19 protein-coding genes are annotated in these 17,332 nt (G+C 62.0%); 10 read left to right on the top strand and 9 right to left on the bottom strand.

What is annotated here, in order from left to right; translation table 11 throughout:
- Window positions 1-48: 48 nt before the first annotated feature.
- Entirely contained in the window at window positions 49-549 is a 501-nt protein-coding gene (locus P0648_RS01130; protein WP_277504936.1) for a DUF1850 domain-containing protein, read from the top strand.
- On the top strand, window positions 546-3,260 hold the full coding sequence (locus P0648_RS01125) for a TRAP transporter fused permease subunit (protein WP_276246082.1): 2,715 nt from the start codon (window positions 546-548) through the stop codon (window positions 3,258-3,260). Before P0648_RS01130 ends, P0648_RS01125 begins: the two co-directional genes overlap by 4 nt.
- A 2-nt stretch (window positions 3,261-3,262) precedes the next feature.
- Here the strand turns inward: P0648_RS01125 and P0648_RS01120 are convergent, their stop codons facing one another.
- The 6 genes from P0648_RS01120 to P0648_RS01095 form a co-directional block, all read right to left on the bottom strand.
- Entirely contained in the window at window positions 3,263-3,865 is a 603-nt protein-coding gene (locus P0648_RS01120) for a YigZ family protein (RefSeq protein ID WP_276246083.1), read from the bottom strand.
- A 235-nt stretch (window positions 3,866-4,100) separates the two neighbouring features.
- Window positions 4,101-4,631 (bottom strand): orotate phosphoribosyltransferase, encoded by a 531-nt coding sequence (gene pyrE / locus P0648_RS01115; protein ID WP_276246084.1) that lies wholly within the window; start codon window positions 4,629-4,631, stop codon window positions 4,101-4,103.
- 36 nt (window positions 4,632-4,667) lie between these two features.
- The gene (locus tag P0648_RS01110; RefSeq protein WP_276246085.1) at window positions 4,668-5,171 is read right to left on the bottom strand and encodes an ACT domain-containing protein; all 504 of its coding nucleotides are present in this window, start codon (window positions 5,169-5,171) and stop codon (window positions 4,668-4,670) included.
- Window positions 5,172-5,759: an imidazoleglycerol-phosphate dehydratase HisB gene (gene hisB, locus P0648_RS01105; protein WP_276246086.1), complete on the bottom strand. Its 588-nt coding sequence runs from the start codon at window positions 5,757-5,759 to the stop codon at window positions 5,172-5,174.
- A gap of 48 nt (window positions 5,760-5,807) precedes the next feature.
- Entirely contained in the window at window positions 5,808-6,536 is a 729-nt protein-coding gene (hisA, locus tag P0648_RS01100) for a 1-(5-phosphoribosyl)-5-[(5-phosphoribosylamino)methylideneamino]imidazole-4-carboxamide isomerase (RefSeq protein WP_277504933.1), read from the bottom strand.
- Between the two features lie 54 nt (window positions 6,537-6,590).
- Window positions 6,591-7,004, bottom strand: coding sequence for a VOC family protein (locus tag P0648_RS01095; protein ID WP_277504932.1), 414 nt, complete (start codon window positions 7,002-7,004; stop codon window positions 6,591-6,593).
- Window positions 7,005-7,091: 87 nt separating this feature from the next.
- On the opposite strand from P0648_RS01095, the gene P0648_RS01090 reads away from it, so the two are divergent.
- The 4 genes from P0648_RS01090 (at window position 7,092) to hisI (ending at window position 10,235) form a co-directional block, all read left to right on the top strand.
- The gene (locus P0648_RS01090) at window positions 7,092-8,288 is read left to right on the top strand and encodes an inorganic phosphate transporter (RefSeq protein ID WP_277504931.1); all 1,197 of its coding nucleotides are present in this window, start codon (window positions 7,092-7,094) and stop codon (window positions 8,286-8,288) included.
- A gap of 73 nt (window positions 8,289-8,361) precedes the next feature.
- Entirely contained in the window at window positions 8,362-8,751 is a 390-nt protein-coding gene (fer, locus tag P0648_RS01085; RefSeq protein ID WP_276246090.1) for a ferredoxin Fer, read from the top strand.
- 102 nt (window positions 8,752-8,853) lie between these two features.
- Window positions 8,854-9,837 (top strand): A24 family peptidase, encoded by a 984-nt coding sequence (locus P0648_RS01080; RefSeq protein WP_277504927.1) that lies wholly within the window; start codon window positions 8,854-8,856, stop codon window positions 9,835-9,837.
- On the top strand, window positions 9,834-10,235 hold the full coding sequence (gene hisI / locus P0648_RS01075; RefSeq protein ID WP_277504926.1) for a phosphoribosyl-AMP cyclohydrolase: 402 nt from the start codon (window positions 9,834-9,836) through the stop codon (window positions 10,233-10,235). The genes P0648_RS01080 and hisI overlap by 4 nt, the downstream gene beginning before the upstream one ends.
- Here hisI and glmM read toward each other — a convergent pair whose 3' ends face one another.
- From glmM to P0648_RS01060, 3 genes are all read right to left on the bottom strand, one after another.
- Window positions 10,236-11,621, bottom strand: a complete 1,386-nt coding sequence (gene glmM, locus P0648_RS01070) for a phosphoglucosamine mutase (protein ID WP_276246093.1) — start codon at window positions 11,619-11,621, stop codon at window positions 10,236-10,238.
- Between the two features lie 799 nt (window positions 11,622-12,420).
- On the bottom strand, window positions 12,421-13,749 hold the full coding sequence (locus tag P0648_RS01065; RefSeq protein WP_276246095.1) for a sodium:calcium antiporter: 1,329 nt from the start codon (window positions 13,747-13,749) through the stop codon (window positions 12,421-12,423).
- A gap of 272 nt (window positions 13,750-14,021) precedes the next feature.
- Entirely contained in the window at window positions 14,022-14,210 is a 189-nt protein-coding gene (locus P0648_RS01060) for an HVO_2922 family protein (RefSeq protein WP_276246096.1), read from the bottom strand.
- Between the two features lie 80 nt (window positions 14,211-14,290).
- On the opposite strand from P0648_RS01060, the gene P0648_RS01055 reads away from it, so the two are divergent.
- From P0648_RS01055 to P0648_RS01040, 4 genes are all read left to right on the top strand, one after another.
- Entirely contained in the window at window positions 14,291-14,743 is a 453-nt protein-coding gene (locus tag P0648_RS01055; protein ID WP_276246097.1) for a hypothetical protein, read from the top strand.
- A gap of 77 nt (window positions 14,744-14,820) precedes the next feature.
- A complete protein-coding gene (locus tag P0648_RS01050; RefSeq protein ID WP_277504921.1) occupies window positions 14,821-15,600 on the top strand; it encodes a hypothetical protein in 780 nt (259 codons plus the stop codon).
- A gap of 43 nt (window positions 15,601-15,643) precedes the next feature.
- A complete protein-coding gene (locus P0648_RS01045; RefSeq protein ID WP_276246099.1) occupies window positions 15,644-16,498 on the top strand; it encodes a ribose-phosphate diphosphokinase in 855 nt (284 codons plus the stop codon).
- Window positions 16,499-16,723: 225 nt separating this feature from the next.
- Window positions 16,724-17,323: a hypothetical protein gene (locus tag P0648_RS01040; RefSeq protein WP_277504917.1), complete on the top strand. Its 600-nt coding sequence runs from the start codon at window positions 16,724-16,726 to the stop codon at window positions 17,321-17,323.
- The last annotated feature ends 9 nt before the right edge of the window (window positions 17,324-17,332 follow it).

Here is a 17,332-nt window from a genome sequence, read left to right as displayed (position 1 = left end):
AAACGCCTACGTAAGCACCCGACTATTTATCATTCACAAAGGCTGCAAATGGTAGAGCGCAGGTCGCTCCGTATCGTGGCGGTCGTGTTGGTCCTCTTGGTTCTTCTTTCGGGAGGAGCGGCGGCCGTGCCGGTCGGCACAGAACTCGTCGTCGAGGACGCAGACACCGGGCAGGTGTACTATTCGATTCCCGTCGAGAACGGGACTGCCTTTAGCATCGAGTACACCCACAGTGTCGAGAAAACCCGCGTCCTCGACGCCTACGTCGTCGATGGCGACCGAATCGTCATGACCCACATGGAGTTCGAATCCTATGGGTGGGGACTTCCCGCCCGGGCGGACGTCCGTCAGGAAAATGGCGTGTTCGTCTTCGAACCCGAGTGGGCCGACGATGAACTTTATGTCAAGGCGGGACGAATAGCAGGTCATCGTCTGAATGTCAACAGTCATACGTATGACCTCGTTGCACCGTCTGACGCGAGCTCGGTGAAAATCACAGTCGAGAAACGATCTGCGCTGGCAGTCGCGGTAGATTCCCTGAAACTATGACAGAAAATCCAACCCCCGGAACTGCGACGCCTCCGGATGACGACGACGTCATCTCGGAAGAAGAGCAGCAGGAACTCCTGCAGAAGCTCGAACGGCGTCGCACCGTCAGAGGCACAGCAGCGATACTCGTATCGGCCGTGGCCATCCTCTTTTCCGCATTCCAGATGTGGATTGCCGCACGCGGATTCGCGTTCGCCATCCCACTCCCCTTCGTCGGTGAAATCAACCTCGGAGCACTCCAATTGCTCACGGTGAACGCCGTCCACGTGACGTTCGCTCTCGTGCTGGCGTTCTTGCTATTCCCGCCGTCGACAGGCGAGGGATTCCTCTCGAATCGATTTGCCAAGATAGAACGCGCCGTCATTCGCTCGTCGGGTGACGGCAGTCCGCTCGCCCGTGTCGTCTCTCGCACTGGTGGTTTCTTCCACTGGTTTGCGGTAGACGACACGCGCGACCGAATCACTCCTCTCGACCTCCTGATGATTATCTTCGCACTGCTGGCAGGTCTTTACCACCTGACGCAGTTCGACGAAATCCGTCGAATGCGCGCACTCGGCCTCAATTCTGGTCGAACCATCGGTGACGTGCTTCCCTTCCTCGAAGGCCCTGCGCAGGCACTCGGCGCGATTGGGATTCCGTTCGACTCGATGTCCATCGCGTTCATCCTCGGTGTCATCGGCGTCCTGCTCGTTTTAGACGCGACTCGACGGGCACTCGGCATTTACTTGATGCTCATCGTATCCGCGTTCATCGTCTACGCCCGCTTCGGGTTCCTCATCCCGCAGAACGCAGAGCTCATCGGTATCCTGTCTATCGAGCAACTCGGCTGGGACGTCATCATCCAGAACCTCTGGTACAACACCGAAAACGGTGTGTTCGGGATTCCAGTCACCGTCTCTGTGCAGTTCATCTACATCTTCATCCTGTTTGGGGCGTTCCTCGAGATGTCCGGGGCGGGCCAGTGGTTCATCGACCTCGCGTACTCCGCAACTGGGACGCGAAAAGGTGGCCCTGCGAAGGCGTCCATCCTGGCGTCCGGGTTCATGGGAACCATCAGCGGGTCGTCGATTGCAAACACGGTGACGACCGGTGCGTTCACCATCCCGCTGATGAAGCGCTCCGGGTATCGTTCTGAATTCGCCGGTGCAGTCGAAGCGTCCGCGTCCTCCGGCGGCCAGATTCTCCCGCCGGTCATGGGTGCGGCGGCGTTCCTCATCGTCGAGTACACGCTGACGCCGTTCGCGGACGTCATCGTTGCCGCCGCCATCCCGGCTATCGTGTTCTTCTTCGGCGTCTGGGTGATGGTCCACCTCGAAGCCTCGCGCGTGGACATCGGTGGCTTAGACCCATCCGAAATCGTGAACACCCGAAAGCACATGGGACGTGGCTGGTTCTACCTCGTGCCGCTCGCACTGTTGCTCTACTACCTCATCATCGCGCGCCTCTCCGTGGCCCGCTCTGCGTGGTTCACGCTCGTCGCTATCATGGCGCTCGTCGCGTTTATCGCGGCGTACAACGAAAAGACGCGCATCCCGCTCATCGGCGTGATTCTCGCGCTCTTCGTCGCCGAATTCGCGGCGTACTTCGTCGCAGGCGTCGGCGTCACGTCCGCCATCACCGGCGCGGGTAGCGCCGGACTGCCAGCAACCGAGGCGTTCTCGGCCGCCGCCGGCGTCCTCGGCTGGATTATCATGGGCGTGAGCATCGCCACGTTACTCCTCCGCCCGCGCAACGAATCGCCGTTGCTCAACTACGACGACGAAATCGACGAAACTGCAGAACGCACCGCAGCGGGTCTCGGCCGGCCGTCGCTTGCGACCAATCAGGTGTACCGCTTCGGAACGTTCGTCCTCCGGTCGATGGACTCCGGGGCACGCACGGCGACGACCGTGGTCATCGCCGTCGCCGCTGCGGGTATCATCCCCGGCGTCATCAGCGCGACCGGTCTCGGACCGAACCTGACGCGCCTCATCCTGACCGTCGCCGGGAGTTCGCTCGTCTTGCTGTTGTTGCTCACCGCCGTCTCCTCGATTATCCTGGGGATGGGGATGCCGACCACCGTCACCTACATCATTCTGGTGTCGATGCTCGGGCCGGCAATCGCCGAATTCGGGATTCCGATTCTGGCAGCCCACCTGTTCATCCTCTACTTCGGCGTCATCGCGGACATCACGCCACCGGTGGCCGTGGCCGCGTACGCCGCATCCGGGATTGCAAAGTCCGACCAGTTCGAGACGGGTGTCCAAGCCTTCTCGCTCTCGCTGAACAAGGCCATCGTGCCGTTCGCGTTCGTCCTCACGCCAGGTATCCTGCTCATTCGCGGGGTCGGCACGGGTGAGGATGTTCGCGTCATCAACGCCGCGGACGTGCTCGACGTTGGCTGGTTCATCCCTGAAGTCGTCTTGCCGATTCTCGCCGTATTCGTCGGCGTCGTCGGTCTCGGCGCGACGGTCATCGGCTACCTCTACACCGACGTGAGCCGGATGAACCGCGGCTTGTTCGCCATCTCTGCGCTGTTACTCATGGCACCGGGAATGGTCACGGACATCGCCAACACACTGGCTGGCACGGGCGAACTCGAAACGGTACAACTCGCCCTCCGTGGCGTTGGTCTCGCATTGTTCGTCCTGCTCGTCGTCGCGAACCGCCGCGCTGCTGGTCCTCGCGCCGAGGGCACTGGGACGGTTGCCGACACCGACACGACGGCATAATCTCACTCCTCGATTTTTGCTCGCCCGCTCGTCGCACTTCGAATTCTGTCCTTGAGCGACGCCGACTGCGCGACGGGAATGCGGACCGAGAAAGAGACGTCAGCGTCGTAGGATGCGTCGAACTCCGCGCCGGTCGATTCGATGATGCCGCGCACGGTGCCCGAGTCGTCGTACTCGACGGTGACCGACACCTGTTCGTGTGGCACCTCTTCGACGATACCCGCAGCCGCAACAGCCTCCTTCGCAGCCTTCGAGTAGGCGCGAACGAGGCCACCGACGCCGAGGTTCGTCCCGCCGTAGTACCGCGTAATCACGACGGCGACGTTTTCGAGTTCCTCGTGAGTGAGCACCGACAGGGCAGGTTTACCCGCAGAGTTCGACGGTTCGCCGTCGTCGCTCGACCACTCGCGCAGCGGGTCGGCCCGCACGCGGTATGCGGGGACATTGTGCGTGGCGTCTGCGAACTCCTGCGAAATCTCGTCGATGAACTGCTCCGCCGCCTCGACGGAGGTCACGGGCAGGGCGTGGCCGATGAATTCGGACCCTCGCACGGTGAAGCGCGCCTCGCCGCGGCCGCGAATCGTTCGGTAGGGGTCCGGTGTCATTACTCGAAGGTTCGAGAGCCGCGCCTAAACAGGTTACGAGCGCCGAGAGAAACGAGGGCAGGGGCGCGCCCTCTTCGGGAGAGAATGTGGTTCGATGAGTGCCTCTGACTGCGACGGTGGGAAATGGGCGTAACGCCGCTACATCTCAGTCCGTCGCCATGTGAACCTTCACGGGGCCGCTAATCAATCCATCGACCGAAAGTACGATACGTTGACAGCTAGCCGTCGTGTACTGTCATTTGGTTACGTCGATGTCCTTGCCGATGCGGACGATGGCCTCCAGGTCGAAGCCACCGTCTTGGAGATTTTCGACCGCACCCTGATTTCGGTCCACGACCACGATGAGACGGGAGATGGTTGCGCCGAGGTCGTTTTCGACGAACTGTGCGGTCTCTAAGATGGTGCCGCCGGTCGTCGTCACGTCTTCGAGCAGGGCCACCTTGTCGCCCTCATCGATGGTACCTTCGACGCGGGTATCCGTGCCGTAGCCCTTCGCCTCCTTGCGGATGAACGCCCCGCGGATGCCCGTCTTCATCGTCACGGCGGCGACGAGCGGAACCGCACCCAGTTCCGGTCCCGCAATCACGTCGATGTCGCTGCCTTCGAGTCGCGCTGCGATTTCCTCGGCGATGGCTTCGAGCACCTTCGGCTGGGTCTCGAAGACGTACTTGTCCACGTAGTACGACGAGGTTTCGCCGCTCGCGAGTTCGAACTCTCCGTACTTCACGGCGCCACACTCCTCGATGAGCGAAGCAATGTCAGCCATTGGCCAATCGACTGCGAGAGGCGGCAAAAACGTTGTCTATTCCAGTTCGATTTTTCGGACGAACGGCAGGCGCCGAATCTCGTTTATCAAGTCCCCCGGTAACTCGTCGTCCATGATGATGTAGAGGCGCGGTTCGTCGGTGAACTCGGGGTCCTCGCTGATGGTCTGGCGAATCGAGATGCCGTTGTCCGCGAGGAGGCCCGTGACCTTCGCGACGATGCCCGGTTCGTCAGCGTCAGCGACTTCGACGGTCAGCACGGTCAAATCGAGCACCGGCGCGAGGTCGCGCAGACTCGGAATCGCCGAGATGTTCTGGAAGATGCGCTTTAACTCCTCGTCCGCGAGAATCGCGTCCGTCGTCGCGTCCACGACACGCCGGTCCACGTCGATTTCGCGGGCGATGCCCGTATTCGGAATCTCGATGCCGCCCGACACCACGCGTCCCTGTTCGTTCACCGAAAAGCCGCGTTCGAGCAGGAGGCGGATGACGGCCTGCTGGCTCGGGCTTCCCTCGAACTTCTGCATGATTTCGTCGAACATTCAGAGCGCTCCCTTCGTGCTCGGGGTGTCCGTCCGGCGCTCGTCGATTCGGGTGGCGTCGTCGAGACTCCGGGCGAGACACTTGAACAGCGCCTCCACTTCGTGGTGGGCGTTGTCGCCCTTGACGCTCGCGTGGAGCGTGAGGCCGGCGTTCATCGCGAGCGACATGGCAAAGTGCTCTGCCATGTGACTCGTGAAGTCACCGATGTGGTCCTGCGAGAAGTCGCCCTCGAACTCGAAGTACGGGCGTCCGGAGATGTCCACGACGACCGAGGCGACGGCCTCGTCCAGTGGCACTTTGCGGTCGGCGTAGCGGACGATTCCGCGCTTGTCCCCGAGTGCCTCCGTGAAGGCCTCTCCGAGGGTGATGGCCACGTCCTCGACCGTGTGGTGGTCGTCGATTTCTACGTCCCCGTCACAGCGCACCGTCAGGTCGAACAGGCCGTGGGTGGCGAATGCGTCGAGCATGTGGTCGAAAAAGCCGATGCCCGTGTCCACGACGGACTCGCCCTCGCCGTCTACGTCGAGGATGACTTCGATGTCCGTCTCGGCCGTCTCGCGGGTCACGGCCGCCGAGCGCTCACTCATAGGATATGAGAGAGGGGCCACCTACATGGTGGTTCCGCTTGTGGGAATTTAGTCGAGGGCCGCCTGCGCTTCTTCGAGCGAGAATCGCCCCTCGTACAGCGCACTCCCGACCACGACGGCGTCAGCACCCGCATCGCGCAGGGCCACGACGTCCTCGATGGTCGCCACGCCCCCACTCGCCACAATCGGAATCTCGACTGCTTCCGCAAGCCGTTTCACCGGCTCTGTCTGCACGCCCTCAAGCCGCCCTTCTACGTCCACGTCAGTAAAGAGAATCGCGCCAGCACCCAACTCCTCGTAGCGTTTGGCCGCCTCCGCGGGGTCGAGGCCCGTGCCCTCGGTCCATCCCGACACCACGACTTCGCCGCCTTTCGCGTCGAGCGAGACCATCACGCTGCCCGGATAGCGTTCGCTAATCTCCTCGACAATCTCCGGGTTCTCGATGGCCGCCGTCCCGAGAATCACCCGATTGACGCCCCGCGAGAGCAGGTCGAAGGCGTCTTCTGCGGTGCGAATCCCGCCGCCCAGTTGCACGTCCACGTCCACGGCGTCGAGGATGGCTTCCACGGCGTTCGCGTTCTGCCGTTCGCCCTCGAACGCGCCGTCTAAGTCCACGAGGTGGAGCGTCGTCGCGCCCGCCGCAATCCACTTCTGGGCTGCCTCTACCGGGTCGCCATAGGTCTTTTCGGTGCCGCGCTCGCCGCCGACGAGTTGGACGACTTGCCCGTCTTGCATATCGACCGCCGGAATCACCCGAAACTCGGGAAATGCGCTCATTGCCCGCAGTTGGTGGCGACTTCGCCTAAAGGACTCGGCTTCGGCAGGTACTGCTCAGTCGATTGGCTCGTCGGGTTCGACGAGCAGCAGCGGGTTGCCGTAGAGGTCCTCGATGACTGCTTCCAGCCCGAACCGGCGCTCGACCGGTCGCTGGCGGATTGTCACGTTGCCCTTCGCGAGTCGCTCGACCGTGCCCCGGCAGTCGTGGACGGTGTAGGCCCACGGCGTGCCGTTCCCGATTTGTTGGCGCATTCGCGCGGCCGTCTCCGGCCCGTGAAAGTTGTCGTTCGGTTGTTCGAGTGCGATTGCGACCTCCTGCTGTGCCCATGGTGTGACCGTCACCCAGCGGACGCCCGGTGCGACTTCCACGTCCTCGCGCGGGGTGAACCCGAGCGTATTGGTGTAGAAGTCGAGCGCGTCGTCCTGGTCTTCAACGTAAACCGTGACGAACGCGAGCCGTTCAATCATGGTCTCGCTAGCGACTTCTGTGATATACACTCATTGGCCGATTCGAAGGCCGACACCGTTTAACCGACTCGTCCCGTGGTTCGGGACGTGTTCAGCGCGCTGCTCATCGTCGGCTTGCTCGTCGCCGCCTTCGTCGGATTCAACATCGGGGGCTCCTCTACGGGCGTAGCCTTCGGCCCGGCCGTCGGCAGCCGCGTCGTCTCGAAACTCGCCGCCGCCGGGCTGATGACGGGCTTTGCCCTGCTCGGGGGCTGGACCGTCGGGCGCAACGTCGTGGAGACGATGGGAGGGCAAATCGTCCCCCAGGACTACTTCACCCTCACTGCGAGCGTCGCCATCTTGTTCTTCATCGGCCTCGCGCTCCTCATCTCGAACCTCTTTGGCGTGCCCGCTTCCACCTCGATGACCGCCGTCGGAGCTATCGCCGGCCTCGGCGTCGCCACCGGAAGCATCGACTGGGCGGTGATGGGCCGCATCGTGAGTTGGTGGCTCGTCTCCCCCATCCTCGCTTTCTGGGTGTGTGCGGTCATCGGCCGCTACCTCTACCCGTATCTCGACCACTGGTTCGCCTTAGACCGCAGTGACGGGGCGTTCATCGAACTCGACCGCTCCGGTACGTTCCCCTGGCCCCGCCTCGGCGAGAACGTGAGCAGGCGAAATCTCATCGGCGGTCTGCTCGTCATCGCCATCGGCTGTTACATGGCCTTCTCTGCGGGCGCGTCGAACGTCGCGAACGCCATCGCGCCGCTGTACGGCAATGGCGCTATCACGATGAATCAGGGCATCCTGCTCGCGGGCGCGGCCATCGGTCTCGGTGCGTTCACCATCGCCCGGCGCACCCTCGACACGGTCGGCAACGACCTCACGGACCTCCCGATTCTCGCCGCGCTCATCGTCGAAGTCGTGAGCGCGAGTCTCATCACCGGCCTCTCGTATCTCGGCATTCCGGCCAGTCTGGCCGTGAGCGCGACGATGTGCATCATCGGCCTCGGCTGGGGGCGAGCGACCCGGACGGTGACGATTTCGAAGGTGGCGAGTGCGGCGGTTCGCGGCACGTCGAAGACGCCTACCGCCGAGGACGGCGGCGTCTCGGTGAACGCCCTCGCGGCGCGTCGTGAACGCCGTTCGGTTCCACGAATCGGAGAGGAACAACCCGGCGAAATCTCCGCGAGCGAGCTGTTCGACCCCCAGGCGACGGGGAAGGTGATGATGCTCTGGCTGTTGACGCCGACGCTCGCTGGCGTCGCCTCTTACCTGCTGTTCCGGTTCGCGCCGTTCGTCTGAGGCGAACGTTCCCGATTTTTGATGACCGCCGAAACAGCAAGGTCTAACAAGCAGGCCACCCAACCGAGGCTTGATGCCCACGGTAGAATACCTCAATTACGAAGTACTGGACGACCAGGGCTGGGACATTGACGACGACGATCTCTTCGAGAACGCCGCAGACGCCGGTCTCGACGCAGAGGACTACGGCACCCTCGACGTAAACGAAGGCGAGTACGTCCTCGAGGCTGCTGAGGCCCAGGGCTACGACTGGCCATTCTCGTGCCGCGCTGGTGCCTGTGCAAACTGCGCAGCAATCATCATGGAAGGCGAAATCGAGATGGACATGCAGCAGATTCTCTCCGACGAAGAAGTCGAAGAGAAAGGAGTCCGCCTGACCTGCATCGGCAGCCCAGCTGCTGACGACATCAAAATCGTCTACAACGCAAAGCACCTCGACTACCTGCAGAACCGCGTCATTTAAACGCCCCTCTGCAACCTTTTCGCGACGCTGCTGCCGTGAGCGCCAGCTACCCCACCTCGCTGACCGGAACTGCTAACTCGTTTCAGTGAGCGTTTCCTGTCAGTGTTTGCTTCGACTCCAGACCTCCTGCGACTTCTCATCATCCCGATTCTCGGGTGGGCGGCGTGGCGCGACATCAAGACGCGCCGGGTGCCAAACGAGACGTGGATTCCGCTCGCGATTCTCGCGGTCTCGCTGTTCGCGTGGGACGCCTCCGTCGCTTACACGGCCAGCGAATTCGCCCGCCAACTGTTCACGATTCGGGCCGGACTCAGCGTCGGCATCGTCATCCCACTCAGCTACCTGTTCTGGCGCATTGGCGGCTTTGGCGGCGCGGACGCGAAGGCGCTGTTCGTTATCGCCGTGTTGTTCCCGACGTTCCCCGTCTACCGCATCGCCGACACCGTACTCCCGTATGTCTGGACGCCACTCGGCGTGTTCTCGCTCACGATTCTCACGAACGCCGTCCTCATCGGTATCGCCTACCCAGTCGTCCTGACGCTCAGCAACGCCCTCTCCGGGGACATCTCGAAGGTGATGTTCGTCGGCAAGCGCATCACTTGGGACGAGGTCACGCGCTCGTACGGTCGCATTCTCGAAACCTCGTCGGGATTCACCCGCGGTGGCCTCGACATCGACGCCCTTCGGATGTACCTGCGCTATCGCGGCCTCACCCTCGAAGAACTCAGAGCGAACCCGGACGCCTTCCGCGACCCGGCGACGCTCCCCGCGGAACCGAATCATCCGGGTGACGGCGCGCTCGCAGACGGCGGTGTCGAACTCGAACAGTCGCCGGAACCCGACCCGGCAGACCCCGCCGCCGCCGACCCCTGGGGCGCACAGGCCTTCCTCGACGACATCGACCACTGGGCGTATGGAACCACGCCACAGCAACTCCGCGAAGGGCTCGACTTGCTCGTCACCGCAGAGAACGTCTGGATTTCGCCTGGCATCCCGTTCATCGTCCCGCTGTTCGTCGGCCTGCTCGTCGCGCTCTCCTACGGCGACGTGCTGTTCGCCATCCTCGAAGCGATTGGCCTCGCGTGAAAAGACTCAAAGCCACCTCCTCCCTTCTCCCGACTATGACGATTGCCCTCGCGTTCGACGAACAGGACCTGCTGCCGGCCATCGCGCAGGACGACGAGACGGGCGAAGTGCTGATGCTCGCCTACGTCACCGAAGAAGCAGTCGAGCAGACCAAAGAGACGGGCCTCGCCCACTACTACTCGCGCTCTCGTGACGAACTCTGGAAGAAAGGAGGAACCAGTGGTCACGTCCAGCACGTCTCGGAAATTCGCGTCGATTGCGACGGCGACACCCTCCTCTACCTCGTCCAGCAGGAGGGCGGCGGCGCGTGCCACACGGGCTACCGGTCGTGTTTCTACCGGACGATAGACGGCGAGGTGGTCGACGAAAAAGCGTTCGACCCGGACGACGTGTACTGACTACTCCTCTTCTGCTTCGCTCGTGGCTTCCAGTTTTGCCTCCACGAGCGCCTCGTACATTCCGTCGACGAGTTCCTGGGCGCGGTGTTTGCCGTGGGCCTCGGCGTAGATGCGGATGAGCGGTTCGGTCCCACTCGGGCGGACGAGCACCCACGCGTCGCCGTGGTCGAGGCGGAAGCCGTCGATGGTCGAGAGTTCCGCGGACGCCTTCTCTGCGTGCTGTTCTGCGGCAAATAACATCGCGTCGTACTCGGCGTCGGTGTCGTAGTGAATCTTCGTCCGGATGTTCTCGTACCCCTCGAACTGCTTGACCACCTCGCTCGCCTGTCGGTCTGCGAGGAGTTCGAGGAACTTCGCGGCGGTGTAGGCCCCGTCGCGGGCGAGGCGGTAGTCGGGGAACAGTACCCCACCGTTGCCCTCCCCGGCGATTGGGACGTGGACGTCCCCGCGCTGGAGTTCCTCGATGCGGGTGATGATGTTCGTACTTCCCACAGGCGTGAGTTCGAGCGATGCGCCCACCTCGGCGGTCAAGTCGACGAGGCGCTGGGAGACGTTCACCGCGGAGACGGTGGCGTCCTCGGGTTTGAGTTCGGCCGCAGCAAGAGCGGCGAGCGTCGCGTCACCCTCGATGTAGCGCCCGTTCTCGTCGTAGAAGATGGCCCGGTCTGCGTCGCCGTCGTGGGCGATGCCGATGTCGGCGTCCGCCGCCCGGACGAGTCGCCCGAGGTCAGCGAGGTTCTCTGGAATCGGTTCGGGGTCTCGACCCGGGAAGTGGCCGTCCGGTTGGGCGTTGACCGTCACGACGTCGCAGCCGAGTTCGCGGAAGAAGTCGGGGCTGGTGAGCGACCCTGCGCCGTGGCCGGGGTCGAGGGCGACGGTCAGGTTCGCGTCGGCGATTTTCTCGCGGTCGACGGCTTCGAGGAGTTCTTCGACGTACGCTTTCCGTGCCCCCTCGACGATGCGGGTGTTTCCCGTCTCGTCCCACGGGATTTTGTCGAACTTCTCACCGAGGATGGTGCCTTCGACGCGTTCGAGCTGGTGTTTCGAGAGTTCGACGCCGTCGTCGCCGACGAGTTTGATGCCGTTGTACTCGGGCGGGTTGTGGCTCGCCGTAATCATGAGCGCAGGGATGCACTCGCGTTCTGCGTATGCCTGGAGGCCCGGCGTTGGGATGACGCCGATGCGGTCTACGTCTGCGCCCGTACTCGCGAGGCCGCTCGCGGCGGCGTCGGCCAGCATTCGCCCGGTGGTTCGTGTGTCGCGCCCGACCGCGACGCGGTCTGCGTTCCAGACCGTTCCAGCGGCCGCCGCGACGCGCAGGGCGAACGACGGCGTGAGTTCGATGTTCGCCACACCGCGGGTGCCACTCGACCCGAATACTTTCATTAACAGAAATGTAGCGCGGGTTGATTGAAAGCCTTCCGACGTTCTCCGGCGGGTGTGTGGCAGTCTCGGGCAGGATTGCTGGATTTGTTGAGTATGGGTTCCAGGTATGAGCAGTATGCTGGTATATATGTTTGGTCATTAATATTCAAAATTGGTTTAATAAAACTATCTAAATCCAAACCAAAAACAATCTATATAATTTGGTTAATTCAATCATCAACTGGCGTATTAAGTCCTAAACGCCCATCTTCGTGAATATCAACCAAAATGAACCCCCCAGTGACCTGTTCTCCGCTTGGCCCTCCTGGTCCGAGTCCAAGCCATGTACTTGCGTTTATTCCTATCTCTAATTGAACTACTATATGGAATGCACCTGTTTCGGAGATGAAGGTTGATTTACGCACTCGGCCGCCTGCTGCCACGTCAAATACATCCGTTCGATCCCAAATTGATGGAGCTTCGGGTGGCTGGGTGTCATCTCTGAAGGGGGCATCATTGTCGTCTTCACTCGTTTTTGAGACAGTTACTGTGACTGTATGCGGTTGGTCGTGGTCGTTCGCAATGACCAGCGTTCCTGATTGGATTGGATCTTGGTCAAGGGTGCATCCGCTCAATGGCACAGTTATTGTGGTAATCGCTCCAAAAATAAACGCCCGTCTACGAAGTTGAACCCGGCAATTTTATGTTCTATTCTGTCATACGTTTTATGGAATTGTCCATTGGGGGAAGTCATTAGTAAGCAAAGAGTTTCCTCAATGAGTTCCAATAAATCCACCGTAAAAAATTAGCTTCTTCCTTTTTAGTCGTCCGCGCTCACCGACTCATTCCTCCCACTCCCTAATGCCTCACCAACCGTACCCCTCGTCTGCTTCAAGATGCCCCGGAACGCCTTCCGGCGGGTGAAGAACAGAAGCGCGCCGATGACGATGTAGAGCACCGAGTAGGCGAGAAGGAGTTCGTAGCTCGAAATCGCGAGCGAGATGTACTCGCGGATGAGCAGGAACTCGATGACGACCTGCGAGACGAACAGCGTGAGCAGGACGACCGCTTCGCGGGCGGAGATTTCGAAGTTCACCAGAATCGAGATGGCGAAGAAGGACTGGGCTGCGGTGAGCCAGATTTCGCCGGATTGCTTCTGGTCGAACGGGAGCGCACCGTAGGTGCCAAGTGCGATGGAGTAGACCACCACGAGCGTCCCGATGAGGAGCGTCCACTGGTTGAGTTTCGAGGAGATGAGCGCGTTGAATCCGGCGGTCGAGCGCGCCTTGTTCACCAGGTAGGCGACGACGATGAGTTCCGGCGACTCGGAGGCCAGCGGCGCGACCCACTGAATCATGAAGAACGACGGAATGCCAACATTCTTGCCGAGTTCTTCGAGGCCATGTGCGAAGGGTTCGACGGCGGTGAAAATCATCAGTCCGGAGAAGGCGAACAGCGCGATGACGGTGGCAATCCGCTTGCCTTTTGGAAATCGCTGGAGGTAGGCGGGAACGCCCACGTTGTGTTCTTCGTGTTCGATGTCGCCCTTGAGAATGATGGCGATGTAGGCGACGTAGAGGCCGACGAGGAACAGCATGTCGAGGATGTCGATGCCGCCACCGAGTGGGACGAGGAACGCCCACAGCGTGGCGACGAGCAAGAAGACGATCTCGAGACCGATATCGCGGTCGAGTTTGACCACGTCTGCGAGGAAACCAGTCCGTCGCTCGACGGAGGAGTCTTTCGACGACCCGGAACGATAGAGGGTGAACAGCGTGATGCCGGCCCAGCCGATGCCGATGAGGATGCGGTTCGCGCCGGTCATGTTCGCGATGGCGAGGTTACCGGCTTCGACGCCGCGTTCTGTGCCGGCGAAGACCCCTGCGTTCCAGGCGTAGAGTGCGTCAACCGCATATTCGGGTGCAACGGCGAGCACCGCCAAAACGGCGATGGCGAACGCTCGCGGCACGTCCTTCTCTGCGGTCTCTGCCCCCCACGCGAGCAAGAACGACGCGCCGAGAACGGCGAGACCGCTCACGACGACCGTCGCGCCCGTCGAGAGCGACGGCACGAGGCCAAGCCACACGGCAATCCACGGCAGCGTCAGCACGACCGTTGCCGCGATTGCGCCGAGCGATTTTTGTCTCATCTGTCGATTCGCCCCTCCGTCAAGTGGCCCGTCGATACGCGGGCCGGTGATAGGTCGTCCATGTGTACGAACTGCTCGTTCACGTAGGCAAACGAGGGACGGATATTTAATTCACAAGCTATCGTCTCATGCGCGGAATTCTCGGGGTAGACGGCGTGAAGGGCACGAAAACGCGTTCGAGCGGGTCTGTGGGAATTCAACTCGCAGACCGGCTGAAGACGCCGAAATCGGCTCTTTCGGGGTTAGATAGCTCTCGCTCGCCACCGTGACGGTCAGTCGAGGAACTCGACGGTCGCGCTGGCGGCGTTCTTTTTGACGCTCTCGATGCCGCGCTCGACGCCCTGTTTGGTCTGGTAGCCTTCGCCGCTGTCTGCGATGATGTTGCCGTTCGAGGCGACGAGTCGCCAGCGCCACTGGTCTGCGTTGTCCTGGAACACTTCGAACGTTGCGCGCGTTGCCATATTTGACACCTCGCACGACCGGTACAAAGAACGCGTGGATTGTCCCGAAAGCTTATCACATCAGTGATTTGACCAGAACCATGTCCCTCCGCGAACGAATCGGTGCGCTGCAGGTTCCTGTCGCCTTGCTGGCGGTGATGAGTCTCGTGAGCATCCTCGGCGAGATGCACACGCTGGTGACCGGCCCCGACCAGGGGTTTCCCGGTGGCCTCGCATTACTCCTCGCCTACGCCATCGCGTGGGTGAGTTTCGTCGCTCTCGCGTTCATCTTCGCAGTTCCGACCACGCACCCATGGGCAATCCAGTTTTCGCGGCCCCAGCGATTGCTGTTTCTCACGTCGGGAATTGCGTCGATTGCGAGTCTCCTCCTTCCGTTCTCGATGTTCACCATCGCCCTCGCGCTCGGTCTCTCCGACCTCTCGCTCGTCGGGAACGCGTGGCTGCTCGCGATGGTCGTCGCTGTGGGAACGTTTGTTGGCGGCCTGTGTTGGCGGTTGGGGGAGGCAGTCTGGCGCGTCGCTCGCCCTGCCTGACCGCTGTCATTTTTGTCCGGCACGGGTCGCCTTTCTATCCCGCAACACTTTCACCTGCCCCGTTCCGTGTGTCAGCCATGCAAAGCCTCGAGGAAAAACGAGTGTTCGGCGAAAAGACGGGAAAGACCGTCGTCCTCGCGGCCACCGACGTTGGCGTCGCGGCCGTCTCGATTGCGGGAGCACAGGTCGGCCAGACTGAACTGCTCGTCCAGTGTGCGGCACGGGACGTCGCGGCGAACGACGAACAGGTCGCCGTCGCCACCGAAGAGGATGTGCTTGTCCACGACGGCGAGGAATTCGTGGAGACGGGTTTCGGCCCGGCGACGGCCGTCGAGTTCAACGACGGCGTCTTGCTCGCGGGCGGGCCAGCGGGTACCCTTGCTCGCTATGCCACCGACTGGTCTGCGATTACGAGCCTTTCAGGGCGGGTGAATGCCATCTCCGGCAACCTCGTGGCTACCGACGACGGCGTCTGTCAGGTCACCACCGCAGACTGCATCGAAGCGGGCCTCGAATCCGTCCGCGACGTGAGCACGGCGGGGACGCCCCACGCCGCCACCGCAGATGGGCTTTACTACCTCGGGAACGGCTGGATGGAGGCACTGGACGGCGACTTTACCATGGTCTCCACCGCCGAGGACGGCCGGGCACACGCCGCCACCGCGGACGAGTTCTACGCCTCCGACGACGAGTGGGGGGCCGTCTCGCTCCCAGTCTCCGGACAGGTAGCAGACGCCGCCTACGACGCGGCCACCTACGCGGCGACGGTAGACGGCACGTTCCTCGCGGATGCGGGCGAGGGTTACCGAACCCACCCGCTCGGACTGCGTGACGTGCACGCACTCTGCGTGCTGTAGCGGGACCGAAAATGGGTTTACACCCTGCGTACACCGTTCTCATATGATTGTAAGTGGGTCCGCGTCGCAGGCGCTCGCGGCGGCACTCGCCGCCAAGACGGGCCACGACCTTGCGATGGCCGCGACCGAACACTTTCCGGACGGCGAACTGCTCGCGTCGGTCGGTGACTTCGACGACGACCACGCCATCATCGTCTCCTCGACAGTGTCGAGCGACGCGCACGTCGAACTGCTCCAGTTGCAGGACGCCGCCCGCGAGGCGGGGGCGACGGAGATTACGACCGTCATTCCGTACATGGGCTACGGCCGCCAGGACCGGTCGTTCAAGCGGGGCGAACCCGTCTCCGCTCGGGCGATGGCGCGGGCAATCTCCACCGGAACCGATGGGGTCGTGACGGTGAATCCTCACGAAGAACTGCTCTGTGACTTCTTCTCCGTCCCTTGCGCGTCGGTGGACGCCGCCCACCGCCTCGCGACGCCCCTTCCCGACGACCTCACCGACCCCCTCTTTCTCGCGCCCGACGAGGGAGCCATCGACCTAGCGGGAACCGTCCGCGACGCCTACGGCGCGGGCGACACCGACTTCTTCGTGAAAAAGCGTCTCTCGGGCAGCGAGGTGGAAATCACGCCGAGCGACGCTGAAGTCTCTGGGCGCGACGTGGTGCTCGTCGACGACATCATCGCCACCGGTTCGACGATGAGCGAGTCGATTCAGATCCTTCAGGGGCGCGAACCCAACCGCGTCTTCGTCACCTGCATCCACCCGATGCTCGCGAGCAACGCACAGACGAAACTCGCCCGCGCCGGCGTGGAAGCGATTTACGGCACCGACACTATCGAACGCGCGGTGAGCGCGGTGAGTGTGGCCCCGGCGATTGCCGAGGCACTTGAAAACTGAGTTTTTGGCGCTGTTGAAATCTTAGAAGTTTGCCAGCATTGGCTTGCTGAGCATCTCTCATGGTGATCATGTCAGTCGATTCAGGACAACGAATTACAGTCCGCTTTCGGATAGAAATATAATCCAGTTTACATTTATCTTCCACCGTGGCGTCGATAACGAAGAGGAGAGATGACCAGAACCGATACAGTCGACCGAAGAAGTGAGACTCAACAGCCCGGTGGTGTGTTGCGCCGTACCGTGTTGAAGGCCAGTGCCCTGACCATCGCAGCACTCGGGACGAGTGTCCCCGTTGCCGCCGATCCGATGAATCACGACGGCGAACCGGGAGACGACCGCAAGGTCGACAGTCCCGTGGGATTCTACGTCGAAGTCCTCGCCGGGCACTCGACATTCCTCGACGGGGTCGCCGCGAAGTTTCAGATGAAGTACGACGGTGAAGGCGGAACCGTCGTTTCCAATTTGCCACGGGACGCGTCGACGACTGTCGTCGCCAAAGTGACGTGGGACCCAGAAGGGACCTCCGGATGGTACACCCACCCTGGACCAGTAATCGTCAGCGTCGTTGAAGGCGAACTCGAACTCGTCAACGAACGGGACTGTATCGTTCGGTCCTACTCGGCGGGCGAGGCCTTCATCGACCCCGGGCAGGGAAACGTCCATATCGCGTCGAATCCGAGCCATAGCCACAGTGCCGTGGCATACGCGACGTTCCTCGGTGTGCCCGACGGCGCGCCGCCGACGGTGTTCGTTCCACCGGTGAACTGCGAATTCCCGCTCCATCGGACGGCAAAACTGGCCGAGGTAATCGACCCGAAAACATAGGTCTGTTGA

The sequence above is a fragment of the Haladaptatus sp. DYSN1 genome, assembly GCF_029489995.1.
Classification (GTDB): Archaea; Halobacteriota; Halobacteria; order Halobacteriales; family Halococcaceae; genus QDMS2.
This window is presented reverse-complemented; position numbering and strand designations above follow the sequence as displayed.

What these genes read in the sequence shown, in the direction of transcription:
- P0648_RS01055 (WP_276246097.1), top strand. Translation starts at nt 14,291, where the DNA reads ATGTCCCTCCGCGAACGAATCGGTGCGCTGCAGGTTCCTGTCGCCTTG.
- hisA (WP_277504933.1), bottom strand. Translation starts at nt 6,536, where the DNA reads ATGAGCGCATTTCCCGAGTTTCGGGTGATTCCGGCGGTCGATATGCAA.
- P0648_RS01050 (WP_277504921.1), top strand. Translation starts at nt 14,821, where the DNA reads ATGCAAAGCCTCGAGGAAAAACGAGTGTTCGGCGAAAAGACGGGAAAG.
- P0648_RS01045 (WP_276246099.1), top strand. Translation starts at nt 15,644, where the DNA reads ATGATTGTAAGTGGGTCCGCGTCGCAGGCGCTCGCGGCGGCACTCGCC.
- pyrE (WP_276246084.1), bottom strand. Translation starts at nt 4,631, where the DNA reads ATGGCTGACATTGCTTCGCTCATCGAGGAGTGTGGCGCCGTGAAGTAC.
- P0648_RS01065 (WP_276246095.1), bottom strand. Translation starts at nt 13,749, where the DNA reads ATGAGACAAAAATCGCTCGGCGCAATCGCGGCAACGGTCGTGCTGACG.
- P0648_RS01110 (WP_276246085.1), bottom strand. Translation starts at nt 5,171, where the DNA reads ATGTTCGACGAAATCATGCAGAAGTTCGAGGGAAGCCCGAGCCAGCAG.
- P0648_RS01130 (WP_277504936.1), top strand. Translation starts at nt 49, where the DNA reads ATGGTAGAGCGCAGGTCGCTCCGTATCGTGGCGGTCGTGTTGGTCCTC.
- P0648_RS01095 (WP_277504932.1), bottom strand. Translation starts at nt 7,004, where the DNA reads ATGATTGAACGGCTCGCGTTCGTCACGGTTTACGTTGAAGACCAGGAC.
- fer (WP_276246090.1), top strand. Translation starts at nt 8,362, where the DNA reads ATGCCCACGGTAGAATACCTCAATTACGAAGTACTGGACGACCAGGGC.
- P0648_RS01125 (WP_276246082.1), top strand. Translation starts at nt 546, where the DNA reads ATGACAGAAAATCCAACCCCCGGAACTGCGACGCCTCCGGATGACGAC.
- hisB (WP_276246086.1), bottom strand. Translation starts at nt 5,759, where the DNA reads ATGAGTGAGCGCTCGGCGGCCGTGACCCGCGAGACGGCCGAGACGGAC.
- P0648_RS01060 (WP_276246096.1), bottom strand. Translation starts at nt 14,210, where the DNA reads ATGGCAACGCGCGCAACGTTCGAAGTGTTCCAGGACAACGCAGACCAG.
- P0648_RS01120 (WP_276246083.1), bottom strand. Translation starts at nt 3,865, where the DNA reads ATGACACCGGACCCCTACCGAACGATTCGCGGCCGCGGCGAGGCGCGC.
- glmM (WP_276246093.1), bottom strand. Translation starts at nt 11,621, where the DNA reads ATGAAAGTATTCGGGTCGAGTGGCACCCGCGGTGTGGCGAACATCGAA.